At 66.2% G+C, this 15,869-nt stretch carries 13 protein-coding genes; 11 read left to right on the top strand and 2 right to left on the bottom strand.

Annotation, left to right across the window (positions count from 1 at the left end; all coding sequences use genetic code 11):
* Positions 1-12: 12 nt before the first annotated feature.
* Positions 13-750 carry an SDR family oxidoreductase gene (locus tag VCS63_RS18300; protein WP_323880625.1) on the bottom strand — a complete coding sequence of 246 codons (738 nt, stop codon included), beginning with the start codon at positions 748-750 and terminating at the stop codon, positions 13-15.
* A 194-nt stretch (positions 751-944) separates the two neighbouring features.
* Here VCS63_RS18300 and VCS63_RS18295 point away from each other — a divergent pair, with 194 nt between their 5' ends.
* Positions 945-1,835 (top strand): alpha/beta fold hydrolase, encoded by an 891-nt coding sequence (locus tag VCS63_RS18295; protein WP_416379203.1) that lies wholly within the window; start codon positions 945-947, stop codon positions 1,833-1,835.
* Between the two features lie 53 nt (positions 1,836-1,888).
* On the opposite strand, the gene VCS63_RS18290 is transcribed toward VCS63_RS18295, so the two are convergent.
* Complete coding sequence (locus VCS63_RS18290; protein ID WP_232033863.1) at positions 1,889-2,761, bottom strand: Bug family tripartite tricarboxylate transporter substrate binding protein; 873 nt, start codon at positions 2,759-2,761, stop codon at positions 1,889-1,891.
* A gap of 240 nt (positions 2,762-3,001) precedes the next feature.
* Here VCS63_RS18290 and VCS63_RS18285 point away from each other — a divergent pair, with 240 nt between their 5' ends.
* From VCS63_RS18285 to VCS63_RS18240, 10 genes are all read left to right on the top strand, one after another.
* On the top strand, positions 3,002-3,958 hold the full coding sequence (locus VCS63_RS18285; RefSeq protein WP_063642762.1) for a helix-turn-helix domain-containing protein: 957 nt from the start codon (positions 3,002-3,004) through the stop codon (positions 3,956-3,958).
* Between the two features lie 103 nt (positions 3,959-4,061).
* Positions 4,062-5,426 (top strand): glycolate oxidase subunit GlcF, encoded by a 1,365-nt coding sequence (gene glcF / locus VCS63_RS18280; RefSeq protein WP_149063832.1) that lies wholly within the window; start codon positions 4,062-4,064, stop codon positions 5,424-5,426.
* A 7-nt stretch (positions 5,427-5,433) separates the two neighbouring features.
* On the top strand, positions 5,434-6,960 hold the full coding sequence (locus VCS63_RS18275; protein WP_149063831.1) for an FAD-binding oxidoreductase: 1,527 nt from the start codon (positions 5,434-5,436) through the stop codon (positions 6,958-6,960).
* A gap of 161 nt (positions 6,961-7,121) precedes the next feature.
* Positions 7,122-7,793 carry a GntR family transcriptional regulator gene (locus VCS63_RS18270; protein WP_162726386.1) on the top strand — a complete coding sequence of 224 codons (672 nt, stop codon included), beginning with the start codon at positions 7,122-7,124 and terminating at the stop codon, positions 7,791-7,793.
* An 81-nt stretch (positions 7,794-7,874) separates the two neighbouring features.
* Positions 7,875-8,849: a tripartite tricarboxylate transporter substrate-binding protein gene (locus tag VCS63_RS18265; protein ID WP_164793062.1), complete on the top strand. Its 975-nt coding sequence runs from the start codon at positions 7,875-7,877 to the stop codon at positions 8,847-8,849.
* 25 nt (positions 8,850-8,874) lie between these two features.
* Positions 8,875-10,563, top strand: coding sequence for a thiamine pyrophosphate-binding protein (locus VCS63_RS18260; RefSeq protein ID WP_149063830.1), 1,689 nt, complete (start codon positions 8,875-8,877; stop codon positions 10,561-10,563).
* Positions 10,564-10,565: 2 nt separating this feature from the next.
* The gene (locus tag VCS63_RS18255; protein WP_323880618.1) at positions 10,566-12,197 is read left to right on the top strand and encodes a GMC family oxidoreductase; all 1,632 of its coding nucleotides are present in this window, start codon (positions 10,566-10,568) and stop codon (positions 12,195-12,197) included.
* Positions 12,198-12,216: 19 nt separating this feature from the next.
* Complete coding sequence (locus VCS63_RS18250; RefSeq protein WP_042797343.1) at positions 12,217-12,600, top strand: carboxymuconolactone decarboxylase family protein; 384 nt, start codon at positions 12,217-12,219, stop codon at positions 12,598-12,600.
* Positions 12,601-12,925: 325 nt separating this feature from the next.
* Positions 12,926-13,693: an enoyl-CoA hydratase/isomerase family protein gene (locus tag VCS63_RS18245; RefSeq protein ID WP_042795057.1), complete on the top strand. Its 768-nt coding sequence runs from the start codon at positions 12,926-12,928 to the stop codon at positions 13,691-13,693.
* A gap of 40 nt (positions 13,694-13,733) precedes the next feature.
* Positions 13,734-15,869, top strand: a complete 2,136-nt coding sequence (locus tag VCS63_RS18240) for an acetate--CoA ligase family protein (RefSeq protein ID WP_323880616.1) — start codon at positions 13,734-13,736, stop codon at positions 15,867-15,869.

Here is a 15,869-nt window from a genome sequence, read left to right as displayed (position 1 = left end):
GTCCCTGCGCCGCTACGCCGTGAAGCCGCCATCAATGGCCAGCGCAGATCCCGTGATGAACTGACTCTCGGCCGCTGCAAGATATGCGACGGCTGCCGCGATTTCCTCGGGTTTGGCGTATCGCTTGATCGCCATGAGCTCCAGTTCGGCCGCGACCGTCGGACCGTCGGCCGGATTCATGTCGGTGTCGGTCGACCCAGGATCGACAATGTTTACCGTGATGCCGCGCGCACCCACCTCGCGCGCCAGCCCCTTGGTAAAACCGATCAGCGCGGATTTGCTCATCGCATAAAGCGTCACCCCACCATAGGGCACGCGCTGCGCAAAGCACGAGCCGATCGAGATAATGCGCCCGCCGGAACCCATGTGGGCAAGTGCCGCTTGAGAGGCCACGTACACCGCTGCGGCGTGGATCGCCAATGCATCGTTGATCTCCTGCAGCGTGGCGTCCTCGATAGGTCCTGAAGGAAATACGCCCGCGCTGTTGACGAGTATGTCCAGCCGGCCGAACTCACTGGCGGTCTGATCCACCGCTGCGCGGACCGCGGCCATATCACGGCTATCCGCCTTGACGCCGAGGACCCGGCCCCCGGTGCCGCCCAGCTCCTGGACCAGGTCTCTGGCCGCCTGCTCCGACCTGGCGTAAGTAAAGGCCACATCCGCCCCCCTTTGCGCCAAGCGCCGCACGATAGCTGCGCCAATGCCACGCGTCCCTCCCGTGACCAGAGCAATCTTGCCTTGGAATTCCATCTTGACGCCCCTTTTATACCGATCGGTTAAAAATAGGCTACGTGAACTGGCATTCGCCGTCAAGACTTGCCATGCAAGCTGGGAAAAAGGCCGGAAGCTGGCGTTGCCCTCTGCGCAGAACCGGTCAGGCACTGTGATTGCTGACGCGCAAGGCCCACGCCCACCAGATCGATCCGCATCCCGAGGAGGCCCACATGACCGCGCATGTCCAGCACCGCCGCATCCGCGTCGACAACATCGACACCTTCTACCGCACAGCGGGCCGGCCGGACGCGCCCGCCATCCTGCTGCCGCACGGATATCCCTGTTCTTCCTACGAATTCCGCAACCTGATGCCCCGCCTGGCGGACCGCTGGCTCCTGGTCGCACCTGATTACCCCGGTGCGGGCTACAGCGCCACCCCCGATGGCTTTGATTACAGTTTCGATGGCTATGCGGTCTTCCTGGATCGTTTCGTCAAAACGCTGGGCCTGGACCGCTTTGCGCTCTACCTGCACGACTTCGGCTCACCCATCGGGGCGCGATTGGCCATGCTGGCGCCACACCGGGTGACCGCGCTGATCATCCAGAACGGGGACGTGCCATACGAAGACGCCTTGGGCCCCAAGTACGCGGACATCGAGGCCACCTGGGCGTTGCCGCCAGCGGAAATGCGCCTGGCCATTGGCGACAGCATTACCGAAGCGAGTTTTCAGGAAGAGTTCCTGAACCATGTCCGGCCAGACATCGCCGAGAGAATTTCGCCAGACCTATGGACGCTGCACTGGTCACTGATGACGGCACGCCGCAAGGAGGTTGCCATCGACCTGATCGCCGGGCTGAAACAAAACCGGTTCTGGTTCGCGCAGCACCGGCAATACCTGGCCAAACACCAACCGCCGACACTGATAGTCTGGGGCCCGCAAGACCATTACATGCCCGAAGCCTCGGCCCGCGCCTATCTGCGCGACCTGCCGGATGCGGAGCTCCACCTGCTGGACGGCGGCCATTGGTTGTTGGAGACGCATCTGGATGAGGTGGCCACGCTGATACGGACATTCCTGCAACGGGTGCCAGCTGCAGGCGCGAATGGCCGCAACGCGTGAATCAGCCGCCCGCCGCGCCGTTTCGTGGTGGCGTTCCAGCCCCGGCCATGCACCTACTGTGCCGGTGACAGCTTGGCCGCCTTGGCCGCCGCCGCGTACATCGGAATCTCCTGGGCCATGGTATCTGCCAGGGTTTTCGATGCGCTGCCTACGGGATCGATCCCCAGTTCCAGCAGGCGCTCCGCCACGGCTGGATCGCGCACGGCGGCGGACACGGTGGCCTGCAGCTTCTCGATGACGGCCGGCGGCGTGCCCGCAGGAGCGTACAGGGACGACCAGAACGACATCGCGAAGTCCGGCGCTCCGGATTCGCTCACGGTAGGAACGTCAGGCAACAAGGTGAAGCGCTTCGCCCCCGTAACAGCCAACGCCTTCAACCGGCCGCTGCGGATCTGAGGCAGCACGGCCGCGGTATCGATCAACGCAAAGTCGATCTCATTGGCCAGCAATGCCGCGACCACGGCGGAGTTCCCTTTGTAGTTGACGACCTCCGTCGCCAGGCCGACACGCTTGGCGAAAATTTCGGTGGCGAGCTGGAACGAGTTCGCGCCCGAGCCTGCAAACAATGGCTTGCCGCCCTTCTTTCCCTGGCCGACCAGGTCCGCCACCGAGCGCGCCGAGCTTTCCGCCTTGACGGTGAGGATCATGGGAATGTCCCCAACCAGGGAGATCGGCGCAAAATCTGCGACGGGATCGTAGTCCAGGTTGTTGTAGATGGCCGGATTCACGGTCATGCCGCTGCTTGGCCCCACCAGCAAGGTGTAGCCGTCCGGCTCTGCCCGCTTGACGGCGCCGATGGCAATGGCGCCGCTGGCGCCGGGCCGGTTCTCCACGATGAAGGGCTGGCCCAGGCGGCGCTGGAATTGCTCGGCCATCAGGCGGGCAAGGATATCGTTGCCGCCACCTGGCGCGAAACCCACGATCATGCGCACGGGCCGCGCCGGATATTCTTGCGCAGCCGCATGACAGGCTGACACCGCGAGCAAAGCACCCATCCAAATAGACAAAAGCCGTTTCATGCCACGCTCCATTCGTTGAACATAGTGCGCCGTTACTGGGGAATGCACGGATGGCCCATTCTCCACCGCCTCGCTACATTGCGCATGACCCAACGTGCCAGCCAATGCCGCTGGCAGCGACAGCACGCGACGGACCCCGGAGCCGAGATGGCACCTGAATGGCACAACTGGAGCACCCTCGATCACGGCCAGCACGCCCTGGCGTTCTGGCAGGACGCGGTCTGCGCCGGCGTGCTCGACTCCGAATTCCGCGCCGAACCGGACGCCGGCTTCGCCGGCACGATGTCGAGCCAGAACCGCGCGGGGGTCCGGCTGGTGAACTTCGCAAGCTCCCCGCACATGATCCGGCGTTCCCAGCGGCAAGTCAGCCGTCTCAATGGCGATCACCTCATGCTCAGCCTGCAATTGCAGGGCAGCGCCGTGATGGCCCAGGGTGACGAGCAGCTGTGCCTGAGGCCGGGAGAATTCGGGCTGCTCGATACCGGATCCGCGTTCGACATCACGTTTCCCGAAGCGACCTCGCGCCGGCTGGTCCTGCTGCCGCGCCACGCCTTGAGCGCGCGCGCTCCTGGCCTGCGGCGTCTGCGCGCTCCGGCGAGCCTGCCGGCCGACATGCCGTTCGCGCCCGTGCTGGCCGAAACCATGCGCTTGCTGACAGACACCGGCGTCAAGCTGCAAGACCGAACCGTCGACACGCTGCTGAATACCGTCATCGAGATCGTCGCCCTGCATTGCGCAGCCATCACGGACGCCGCGGCGCCCCCCTCTACCGAACTGAGTTTCGTCGGCATCAAGCGCCACATCGATACGACGATCGCGGATCCTGGCCTGTCGCCCGCGACGGTAGCCGCCGCGTGCCGCATTTCGGTCCGCACCCTGCACCGCCTGTTCGCTCGGCACGCCCAGCTGTCATTCGAGGCGTACGTGGTCCAGGCCCGCCTGGCGCTCGCGCATGAACTGCTGGCGGCCGGCAAGACCCGTACAGTCAGCGAGGCCGCCTTCGCCTGCGGCTTCAACAATCTCTCCCACTTCACGCGGCGGTTCTCCGAGCGCTACGGCGAATTGCCCGTCAATCTCCTCAAGCTGGGGCAGACGCGCAACTGACGCCCTGGGCGGCGTCCGCTGGCGCGCTGGGCACAGCCCGGCATTCCTGGTGGCGACAGAATGAGCTTCATCCCGGCCCCGGCCGGCAAGCCTCAGTCGCCCCATGCCCAAGACCATTACCATCCACCGCCAGGAATCCGTCCGCGCCGCCGCCGAGAGTTGCGTGCACTTCGGCTTCTGCACCGCAGTCTGCCCGACCTATGTGCTCGATGGCGAAGAGCTCGACTCGCCCCGCGGCCGAATCGCATTGGCCCGCGAGATGCTGGACAGCAATGATGCGCCCAGTCCCGCCGCCGTGCGGCATCTGGACCGCTGCCTGTCCTGCCTGTCATGCGAGACCACTTGCGCGGCCGGCGTCTCGTACCACGCCATCATCGACGGCGCGCGCGAACACATCGAGAAAGCCAAGGTTCGTCCGCTGACACAGCGTTTGCTGCGCACTGCGCTGGCTCGCCTCCTGACGACGCCCACGTTGCTGCGCCCCGCCGCGGCCATGGGCCGCTTGCTGCGCGGCGCCCTGGGCCGCCTGGGCGGGCCGCTGGGTGCCTTGGCCTCGCTGTCCGCCGCCCCCGCCCTCGCAGCGCTCGCACCGCGAACCGTAGCGGCCCCGCAGCCGCCCGCCAACCCGACGCGCCGCGTGGCGCTGCTGGACGGCTGTGCCCAATCGGTGCTCGGCGCCGAAATCAATGCTTCCGCCACACGCCTGCTCACGCGCGTGGGCATCGAGGTCGTCAGCGTGCCCGGCGTACAGTGCTGCGGCGCGCTCGAACTGCACATGGGACGGCGCGAGGCCGCCACCCGGCATATGGAACAGGCGGTCCGCAGTTGGTCGGCCGCGTTGGAAGCCGGACACATCGACAGCATCATCAGCACCACTTCAGGCTGCGGTTCGGTGATAAAGCGCTATGAGGAATTGCTGTCAGACCGTCCCGCCCTCTCGGCCCAGGTACGCAGAGTGGTCGAAGCCACCCAGGACATCACGCAGATTGCCGCCGGCCTGCCGCTGACCGCCACCGGCGCGGCGCTACGCCTGGCCGTTGCTTATCACGACTCCTGTTCGCTCAAGCATGGCCTCAAGATCGAGCGGCCGCCGCGCAGAGCGCTGGGCAAGCTGGGGATCGAGGTGCGGGACATCGCGGAATCGCATCTGTGCTGTGGCTCGGCGGGCACCTACAACATCCTCGAACCCGCCATTTCAGACCGTCTGGGACAACGCAAGGCGGCCCACGCCTCGGCCAGCCAGCCAGACGTAATCGCCGCCGGCAACATGGGATGCCTCGTGCAGATCTCGCGCTACACGCCAGTGCCCGTAGCCCATACGGTCCAGTTACTGGACTGGGCCACGGGCGGCCCGCCCCCCCGCGGCCTGGAGAACTTCCAGCCCCCGCCGCCGCTGGCGGCAGACGCTCCAACGCCGGCGGCCACGCCGGTTCCGACAACCGCCGGCAGCGGCGATCTTCTGTGGTGAACGACGAATGCCCTCCAATGACCCTATCGTAGATTTCGCCAATGCGGCCGCGGCCGAGCTAGGCGCGGACGCCATCACATTGGGCGAGGACGTCCTCGGCCGTTACGGCGAACATACGCTGCCCGGCGCCGACGTGCGGCCCGGGGCGGTCGCCTACCCGGACTCGACCGAGGCGGTGCAGACGCTGGTGCGACTGGCGAATCGCTTCCGGGTTCAGCTCTATCCCATCAGCAATGGCCAGAACATCGGCCTGGGCACCCGCTCGCCCATTCGTCCCGGCCAGGTGGTGGTGGACATGGGACGACGCATGAACCGCATCCTGGAAGTCAACGAAACGCTAGGCTATTGCGTGCTTGAGCCGGGGGTGAGTTTTCGCGCCATGCACGACGAGTTGCGACGCCGGGAAAGCAAGCTGATGATCTCGCCGACGGCAGGCCCCTCGCAGGGCAGCATCCTCGCAAACGCCCTGGACAAAGGCGGCGGCAGCGGCGCCTACGCCGATCATTTCGGCATGAGCTGCGGCATGGAGGTCGTGCTGGGAAATGGCGACGTGATCCGCACTGGCGACGGCAGCCTGACCGGTTCCTCGCATCCCAACTGGCATGTTTCCAAATACAGCTTCGGCCCGACACTGGACGGCTTGTTCTCTCAATCCAACTTCGGCATCGTTACCCGCATGGGCATGTGGCTCATGCCCCGACCGCCGCATATCGAACCCTTCTTCTTCACCTTCCCCGACGACGAAGATCTGGGCGAGATCGTTGAACGCATCCGCCCGCTGAAGCTGAGCAATTTCGTACCGACGCTGATCCGCGCCACCAATGACCTGTATCTCCTCTCCTCGGCGGCCACCCATCCGGAATATGCAGCCAACGGGGGCAAGCGCGCGCTGACCGACGAAGGCCGTGCCGCCCTGAGACGGCAGTATGGCCTGGGATCGTGGACCGTATCGGGGGCTGTGTACGGCGCCAGCCGCGCCGCCGTCCAACCGCAGATCGACCGCATCGCCCAGCACTTCCTGGCCTCGGGCAAAGGACGCCAGATCCCCATGGAGGAAGCGGAAGACATCGGTCCGCTGCACATCGCCATCAATTCCAACACCGGCGTGCCGACCGACAGCGAATTGAAGATGCTGGGCTGGCGTCCGGGCGGCGGCGCGATCTGGCTGTCGGCGGGATCGCCTGTCGCTGGTGACATCGTCAACGCCCTGCAGGCGCAGGCGCGCCGCATTTGCCAGGACCACGGACTGGAGTACCTGTTGTCCAACGTGTGCGGCGCGCGATTCGCCCGCGCCATCCACGCGATCATCTACAACCGCGAAGACCCCGACGAGGCCGCCCGCGCGGACGCCTGCTACCGGGCGCTGGGCAAGCTGTTCGCCGATCGCGGCATCTTCGTGGGCCGCGCACCGACCATGTACCACGGGTTCCACCAGGCCCAACGCATGCCGGAAGTGGTGCGCGCCTGCGCGTCGATTAAATCCGCCCTGGACCCGAACGGGGTCATCGCTCCCGGCAAATACGGCATCGAATGAGGTGGGGTGCCCGGGATCGCAGCATCCCGGGCGCGCGGGCCGGGGCGCGGACCAGGTCCGTCTCACGCCGGATGTCGACATTCAAGCATCGGGCGCTGAAAATCCGCGCTCTGCCCTACAATGCGTGGGCGCACGAATCCCCAGATGCTCCCCGCCATAAGATGCCCCAGCCGCTGCAAAACGCCAATCTCCTCAAGACCCTGCCCCTGCAGATCGCGGATCTGCTTGCCGAACAGATCGCCGATGGCCAATGGGCCCCCGGCGACCGGCTGAGGGAAACGGAGCTTGCGTCCACCTACGGCGTCAGCCGCGCCACCGTACGCGAAGCCCTGCGCCTGCTGGAGATCCGCGGCCTGGCGACGATCCGTCCGCAACGCGGCGCGTGCGTCACGCAGCTGTCCGCCAAGGAAATCCTGGACCTGTACGCGGTGCGCGCCGCCATGGTGTCCACCGCATCGCGATTGGCCGCGGAACGTTGCACGCCTGCCGAGGCCGACATCCTGAAAGGCCGGTTGCGCCTGCTGGCGGACAATATCGGCGAACCTGCCGAATACACGCGGCACAGCCGTGAATTGGTCGAGTACATCGCCAGCCTGGCGGACAACGCCATCCTGGCCAGTTACGCGAGCGACATCGCCAAGCAAATTGGCCGCTACGTCCGCATCAGCCTCGCCACCCTGGAGCGGCGCGAGCGTTCCCTGCGCGCCTGGGAAGAAACGATCCAGGCCATCACCACACACGAGCCCGAACGCGCCGCCGCCTGCCACTACCGGTTGGCCGTGCAAAATCGCGACGCCGTGCTGGAAGAACTTTCCCGCACCGGCCAGGCCTGACCCCCCTTGCCGCCGACCCACTTAGCCATTAAAGTACAAATGTCGACATTTAGAATGATGACAACCAACAAGGGGACAACCATGTTTTCACTCCACCGCCGCCTGACGGCCGGCCTTGCCGCCGCGCTTTTCCTGGCCGGTTCCTCGCAGGCCCTGGCCGCGCCGGCACCGGTCAAGTTCGAAGCGCCCTTGCGCATCATCGTGCCGTTCAGTCCGGGCGCGCTCATCGACATCATTGCCCGCATCTATGCTGAAAAGCTGGGGCCGCTGCTCGGCCAGCCAGTCGTCGTCGAGAACAAGCCGGGCGCGGGCGGCCTGGTCGGCGCCCAGCGCACGCTGAACGAACCGGTGGACAAGAACACGATGCTGTTCGTGTCCTCGTCATACGTCGTCATCCCCGCGGTCAACGAGAAGATGCCGTACGACACGCTCAAGGATTTCTCCGGGATCGCGACGATCGCCTCCTCGCCCACCCTGATCGTGCTCAACCGCAAGAGCCCCTACGACAAGCTGCAAGACTTCGTCGAGGCCGCTCGGCGTCCGGATGCCCGTTACACCTACGGGTCCGCGGGCGTGAATTCCGCGACCGACCTGGTGGGCCGCTACTTCAATCAGCAAGCACGCGTCCATCTGGAGCACATCCCCTACAAGGGCGTGCAAGAAGGCGTGGCGGAAGTGGCGGCGGGGCGCGTCGACGTGTCCTTCCCGCCCATCGCTCTCGCCCTGCCCTTTATCCAGTCGGGCCAGTTGAAGGCGCTCGCGGTCACCAGCCCCAAGCGTTCCGCGCTCCTGCCCGATACGCCCACGGTCGCCGAGATCGGGCTGGGCGATTTCGACTACAGCATCTGGTACGGGGTGGTGATGAATTCCCGGACGTCCCCCGCCGTGAAACAGGCGTTGGCCGACGCGATCGCGCAAGTCAGCCGCGACCCAGCGGTCCAGGAACAGCTGACGCGCCAGGGCCTGGTACCAGACAACCGCCAGCTCAAGGACTTCGACGAGTACATCGCGCGCGAGATGGACAAGTTCAACAAGATCCTTAAGGCCACCCCCTAATCGCAGTGCATCCAAGGAGAATCACATGAAGAACATGACGGGCGGCCAGGCGGTCGTCGCAGCGCTCGGCGCCCAGGGCACGGACCACGTATTCGGCCTCATCGGCTCCGCGGGCATGGAGATATTCGACGCTCTCTACGATGCGCGGGACATCCGCTTCATCGGCGTGCGCGACGAACGCACTGGCGTGCACATGGCCGACGGCTACGCCCGCGCTTCGGGCCAGGCGGGCGTATTCCTCGCCGGGCAGAACGGTCCGGGCGCGACCAACCTGGTCACGGGGCTGGCCCAGGCCCATGCCGCGTATTCGCCCGTGGTGGCGCTGGGCGGCTCGCTGTCCTCGGCCCATATCTATCGGGACGCGTTCCAGGAAGTCGATCAGCAGTCGCTGTTCAAACCCATCACGAAAAAGACCTACACGCTTACCCAGACCGTCCGCATTCCCGAAATGGTGGGCGAGGCATTCAGGACTGCGCTGTCGCCTCGGCGCGGCCCCGTCATGCTCAACCTGCCGCGCGACCTGCTGGCCGATACGCTCGAAACCTCGGCCTACGGCGCGATCGAACGCGCTCAGATATTTGGCTCGTTGACGGCGCCCCGCTCGCTGATCGAACAGGCTGCCCAGATGCTGGCCCAGGCCGAGCGCCCCCTCATCATCGCCGGCGGCGGCGTCAAGAACAGCCGCAGCCAACGCGCCGTGCTGGAATTGGCCGAACGCCTGAACGCCCCGATCGCGATGTCTCCCGGCCATGGCGACGCGGTTTCCTGCCATCATCCCCTGTATGCCGGTCAGGTGGGCCCGCGCGGCAACGTCGTGGCCTCCAACCTGGCGAAGCAGGCCGACGTGATCCTGGCACTGGGCACGCGCCTCGGCTTCAACACCACGTTCTACCAGCGCGACAGCCTGAACCCCGAGGCCAGACTGATCCAGGTGGAAATCGAACCCACCGCCCTGGGACGCTTTTTCCCGCTGGACGTCGGCATCCTGGGCGATGCCGACACCGTGGCGCGCGACCTCTTCGATGCGCTGCAAGGACTGCCCGCCACTCCGCGCACGACGGCATGGGCCGAACAGTTCGCGGCGCAACGCGCCGTGCTGCTGAAGCAACGCGATGAAGCGGCCGGCGCGGGCGGCAATCCGTTGCAGCCCGGCTTCCTGTTCAAGACGCTGCGCGACGTCGCGCCGGACGACGCCATCTACACCATGGATGCGGGCACGCTCTGCCTGCAGGCCACCGACCAGCTGCGCTACGCGCAGACGCCCGCGCTGTTCACGCCGCTGGACTTTGGCCTGGTCGGCTTCTCATATGCCTGCGGCCTTGGCGCCAAGCTGGCCCAGCCCGAACGCACCGTCATCAGCCTGATGGGCGACGGAGGCTTCGGCATGGCCTGCAGCGAAATCGGCACCGCGGTCGCCAGCGGCATCAACACCGTGTGCCTGGTCATGAACAACGGCTGCTGGGGCGCGGAAAAGGCGTACCAACGCGACTTCTTCGGCGAGCGCTACCTCGGTGCGGACCTGCCTAACCCGCCCTATGACAAGCTCGCCGAGCTGTGGGGCGCGCAGGGCTTCCGTGTCGAGCGCGCGGCCGACCTCGCGCAGACAGTGGACGCCGCCATACGCTGCGGCCGCCCCGCCGTCGTCGACATCCAGGTCGATCCCAACGCCCTCTACAGCTTCCGTAGGGACTCCTTCAAAAACCGCGCGAAGTGAACATGACAGCAGAACAGTTCGACTACATCGTGGTCGGAGCAGGATCGGCAGGCTGCGTGGTGGCCAACCGCCTCAGCGCTTCCGGCAAGCACCGCGTGTTGCTCCTGGAAGGCGGCGACGAAGACCGCAACATATGGATCCACATCCCCTTGGGGGTGGGCAGACTGCTCACCAACGAGAAGGTGGTCTGGCCCTTCAAGACCGAGCCGCAGGCCAACCTGGCCGGCCAGCAGATTTACTGGCCGCGCGGCAAGGTATTGGGCGGGTCCAGCTCCGTCAATGGCATGGCCTACGTCTGGGGCGATCCGCTGGAATACGACAGCTGGGAAAGCCAGTTCGGCATCAAGGGCTGGGACTTCCCGACCCTGTTGCCGTATTTCGGCAAGATCGAAACCAACCCCTACTCGCGCAACCCATTGCGTGGCCAATCCGGCCCGATCCGTATCACCGACCGCGCATCGCGAGATCCCGACCGGATCTCCGACGCCTACATCGCCGCCTGCCGCGAGTCCGGCATCGCCCCCACCGACGACTACAACGCGGGTAGCTATGAGGGCGTTCGATACCTCGAGCAGAGCGCGCACGCGGGGCGGCGCTGCAGCGCCGCCGTCGGCTATTTGCGCCCGGCGCGGCAACGCGCGAACCTGGTCGTTCGCACCAATGCCTTCGTGCGCCGGCTGCGTTTCGACGGCATGCGGTGCACAGGCGTGGAATACGACTGGAACGGAGCCTCGCGCACGGGCTACGCGCATCGCGAGACGGTGCTCTGCGCAGGCGCGGTGCAATCGCCGCAGCTCCTGGAGCTGTCCGGTATCGGCGACGAGCAGCGCTTGCGTTCGCTGGGCATCGGCGTGGTGCGCAACCTGCCGGACGTCGGCGAGCACATGAGCGATCACCTCCAGGTGCGATGCACGTATCGTTCGTCCATCCCCGAGACGATCAACGACATCATGCGCAGCCCCTTCTACAAAATGAAGGCCGGGCTGCGCTATCTCTTCGCCCGCAAAGGCCTGCTGGCGGGCACCTCATCGACCGCCCACGCCATCACCCGCACGTCCGATGCACTGGCGCATCCGGATGTGATGATCCGCATCTACCACATCAGCGGTAAAGACCGGTACTCGCGCGACGGCGTGGGAGGCATAGACAAGTTTCCTGGATTCTCCATCGGCGGATTCATGCTGTATCCGCGCTCGCGCGGCAGCATCCACGCCGTATCGGCGGACCCCAGGGCCGCGCCGGCCATCAACCCGAACTATCTGCAGGACGAGCATGACCGGAGCACTGCGGTCGCCATGCTGCGCCTGATCCGCGACATTGCCGCCCAGCCGGCGCTGCGGCCCATCATTGTCCAGGAAGAGCGGCCGGGCGCCGCCGCCGTCTCCGACGCAGACCTGCTCGCCTATGCCCGGCAGACCGGACAGACGGCATGGCATACCGTGGGTACCTGCCGCATGGGCCGCCCCGGCGAATCCGTCGTCGATGAAAGGCTCAAGGTACATGGCCTGCAAGGGCTGCGCGTGGCGGATATTTCGATCATGCCCACCATCGCGTCTTCCAACACGAACGCGCCCGCCATGATGATCGGCGAGCGCGCCGCGGAATTCATTCTCGCCGATGCCGCCGGCGGCTGACCCCTTCGAGGACCTCGCCATGCCAGACAAGCAACGCTCCCGCATTCCCACCCCCCAGTGCGAAGCGCACATCGCCAAGGGCGACTGGAATCCGCTCTGGGACCAGCTGCGCGAGCTGGACCCCGAATTCATGGAAGCCTACCTGGCTTTCCGCAGCGTGCCGCAGCGCAACGGGCCGCTGCCCCAGAAGTACAAGGAGCTGATATTGGTGGCCATCAACGCCGCCACCACCCATCTGTACGGCCCGGGCGTGCGGCGTCACATGCGCAACGCTCTCAAGGCCGGTGCCACTCGCGAAGAGCTGCTCGAGGCGATACAGCTGACCACCGTCATGGGCATCCATTCCTGCAACCTGGCGATTCCCATTCTGATGGAAGAGACAGACGGTCAGCGCCCGGCCTGATGCCATGAAACGCGCAGGGACGCCTGCGCGGGGCGGAGCCGTAACGCCCGCCCCACTCCTGCCCGCGCTCCTCCCCCCTGAAGCTACCGCAGTCCGCCATCGCGACAAGCGGATCTTCCCGCGCACCTGCGCCCAGCAACCCTCCCCCCTCGCAATGAAACCCGCAACGCCATCTCAAAGGGCCAAAGGGTTATCCCCCATTGCTCGCCCTATTTTTATACATACAATCCATTTTTAATCGTCATGTCATTTTTGAATTTGACGTCATAAAGCCGCGCAGCGCATCGGCGATGCCGGTTTCCCCCAACGAGCAGGAGTTGTGCCGATGTGCAAGATCCACATTGAAAACCGGGGCGCAGTGCGGCTCCTGACCATCCAGAACGAGCGGATACGCAATGCCTTTAGCGGCTCCATGGCGGAAGACCTGCTGGCCGCCTTCGACGCCGCGGAAACCGATAACAGTGTGCGTGTCGTGGTGGTGACGGGCGCGGGCGACCTCGCTTTCTCCAGCGGGCATGACTTGAAGGAACTGGCTTCCGGGCAGCACGCCCAGAGCACGGTCGGCGAGGCCCCCTTCGTGCGTCCGTTGACCATGCAAAAGCCCGTCATCGCGGCCGTCAACGGCCATTGCTGGGCCGCGGGTTTCATGCTTGCCCTGTCCTGCGACCTGCGCGTCGCCAGCGAAAACGCCGTCTTCGGTTCACCCGGCGCGCGCCTGGGCATCCTCCCGGAAGGCGGCCAGCTCTATCGCCTGCCGCAACTGATTCCACCGGCTCGCGCCTTGACCATGATGCTGACCGCCGAACCCATGGATGCGCACGAAGCCACGCGCTGCGATCTCGTCTCGCGCCTGGTTCCCACCGGCCAGGCGCTGGCCGCCGCCATGGAACTCGCCGAAACCATCGCCCAACGCTCACCCGCCGTCGTGCGCGCCGTGAAAGTCGGCCTGAACCTGGGACTGTGGGAAGGCAGCGAAAAGGCCGCGCAATACGAAGCGGAGATGGCCTTGACATTGCATCGCGGCGCCGACGCCCAAGAGGGCATCGCGGCCTTCCTGGAAAAACGCGCGCCGCGCTTCAGCGACGCGCCCTGATCCCGCCTTGATCCATCCAACCTCGGAGCTTGCAACCAACATGGCGTCGACCCACTCTCTGCACCGACTGTTCGAACCCCGTCACGTGGCCCTGTTGGGCGTATCCCGCGACACCGGCAAGGCCGGCTACAAATTCCTGCGCTCCCTGCTGGACGCCGGCTACCAGGGAAAAATCTCCCTTCTGGGCCGGCAGGCGGGCGAGCTCGAAGGCTTGCCCATCCATACCAGCGCCGACCAGCTGCCTGGCGACATCGACGTCGCGTTCAACCTCCTGGGCCCCGCCCAGACGCCCGAGGTGCTGAAGGCGGTGGCCGCGCGCGGCGCGGCGTTCAGCGTCGTGTTCACCTCGGGCTTTGCCGAGATGGGCGCCGCCGGCGCCGCCCTGCAGGAAGACATGGTGCGCGCCTGCAACGCCCATGGCATGCGCATCGTGGGACCGAACTGCATGGGACTGTTCAACCTGCACCTGGGCCTGAACCTCACCGAAATCAGCCCGCTGCCTGTCGGCCCGATCGCCATGGTCTCGCAAAGCGGCAACGTCGGCGTCACGCTCTGGGACCAGGCGCGCAAGCACGATGTCGGCTTTTCGTGCTTCGTGGGGTTCGGCAACCAGGCCGACATCCCGATGCACGAATACATCGACTACCTCGGCCAGCACGAGCCCACCAAGGTCATCACCGTCTATCTGGAAGGGCTGCGACCCGGCTCGGGCGACGCCTTCTTCCAGACCTGCGCGCGCGTCAGCCGCGTCAAGCCCATCGTAGTGCTCAAAGGAGGCCGTACCGATGCCGGGCGGCGCGCCGCGGAATCACATACTGCCTCGCTGTCCTCCTCCGAACGCGTCTACGCCGCGCTGTTCGATGAAGCCGGCATCGTCGAAGTGGAGCAGATGGAGTTGATGCTGCCGGTGGCCGAGGCCCTGATGCGCTGCCCGCCCATGCGCGGCGACGACGTCGCCATTGTGGGCTCCGGAGGCGGCCATTCCACCGTCTGCACGGACGAGGTCGAATCGGTCGGCCTGCTGGTTCCGGCGTTCTCGGACGGTCTGCAGGAAGAACTGGGACGACGGCTGCCCGAGTGGGCGCCGAAGCGCAATCCGGTCGATATGACTGGCGCCTACACCAAGGACCCCAGTCTCTTCGCCACGCTGACCGAGCTCGTCATCGAGCGCGACCCGCGCTTCAGCGCCGCGGTCAATTACGGACTGTACGGCCTGTGGAAAGACGGCCAGGTCGCCGAAGACAGCAAATACGACTATGTCAGCGCGGCGCCGCTCATCGGGCAGCTGCAGACCCGGCTGGACCGCCCCATCATTTTCTACACGCCTTACGCCGACCGCCCCCACGCCTCCTTCACGGCCATGCGCGAGGCCGGCGTGCCCTGCCTGGAATCCGTTGCCGCCGTCGGCGCCGCCCTGGCCGCCCTGCGCAAGCGCGGCCGCTTCCTGGCGCGGGCCGCCGAGGCACCCGCGACTACGCCTCGCCCTCCCCTGCGGACCGGCAGCAACCCGGCGCCGGAAGACTACGCGACGGAAGTGGGTGCGTATGCACTGCTGGCGCGCCATGGCGTCAAGACTCCCGAAGTGCTTACCGCGCAGACGCCCGCCCAGGCGGCGGCCCTGGGCGACAAGCTAGGCTACCCCGTCGTGCTAAAGGCCGTGCTGCCCGGCGTGGCGCACAAGAGCGACGTGGGCGGCGTGCGCACGGGTCTGGGCGACAGCGGCGCGCTGCTGCGCGCAGCCGAACAGATGGCGGTGGACGTCGAGCGGGCCCTGGGCGCCAGCGCCTTGGCGGGATACATGGTGACGCGCGATCTAGGCCGCCGCCGCGAGCTGATCGTGGGCGTGCGGCGCGACGTCTCGCTCGACACGTTGGGCCTGATCGGCCTGGGCGGCGTGCTGACCGAGGCGCTGGACGACGTGGCCGTCTGCCTGCTGCCCGCGACGCCTCAACGTGTCGAGCGCGCCCTGGCGCGGCTCAAGAGCGCACGCGCCTGGGGCGCCTTCCGTGGCGAACCCGCGGTACCGGCCGATGCCATCGCCGAACTGCTCAACCGCCTGCAGTCCGCAGTGCTGTCCGACGACGCCATCGACAGCGTCGAATGCAACCCCGTCATGGTCGTGGATGCCCAGGTCATCCCAGTCGATGCCGCCATCGCGGCGCACAACAAGGAGTGA

It is taken from the genome of Achromobacter sp. D10, from assembly GCF_035282245.1.
Taxonomy (GTDB): Bacteria; Pseudomonadota; Gammaproteobacteria; order Burkholderiales; family Burkholderiaceae_B; genus Achromobacter; species Achromobacter insolitus.
Note: the sequence above shows the minus strand (reverse complement) of the source record. Positions and strands in the feature narration are given on the sequence as shown.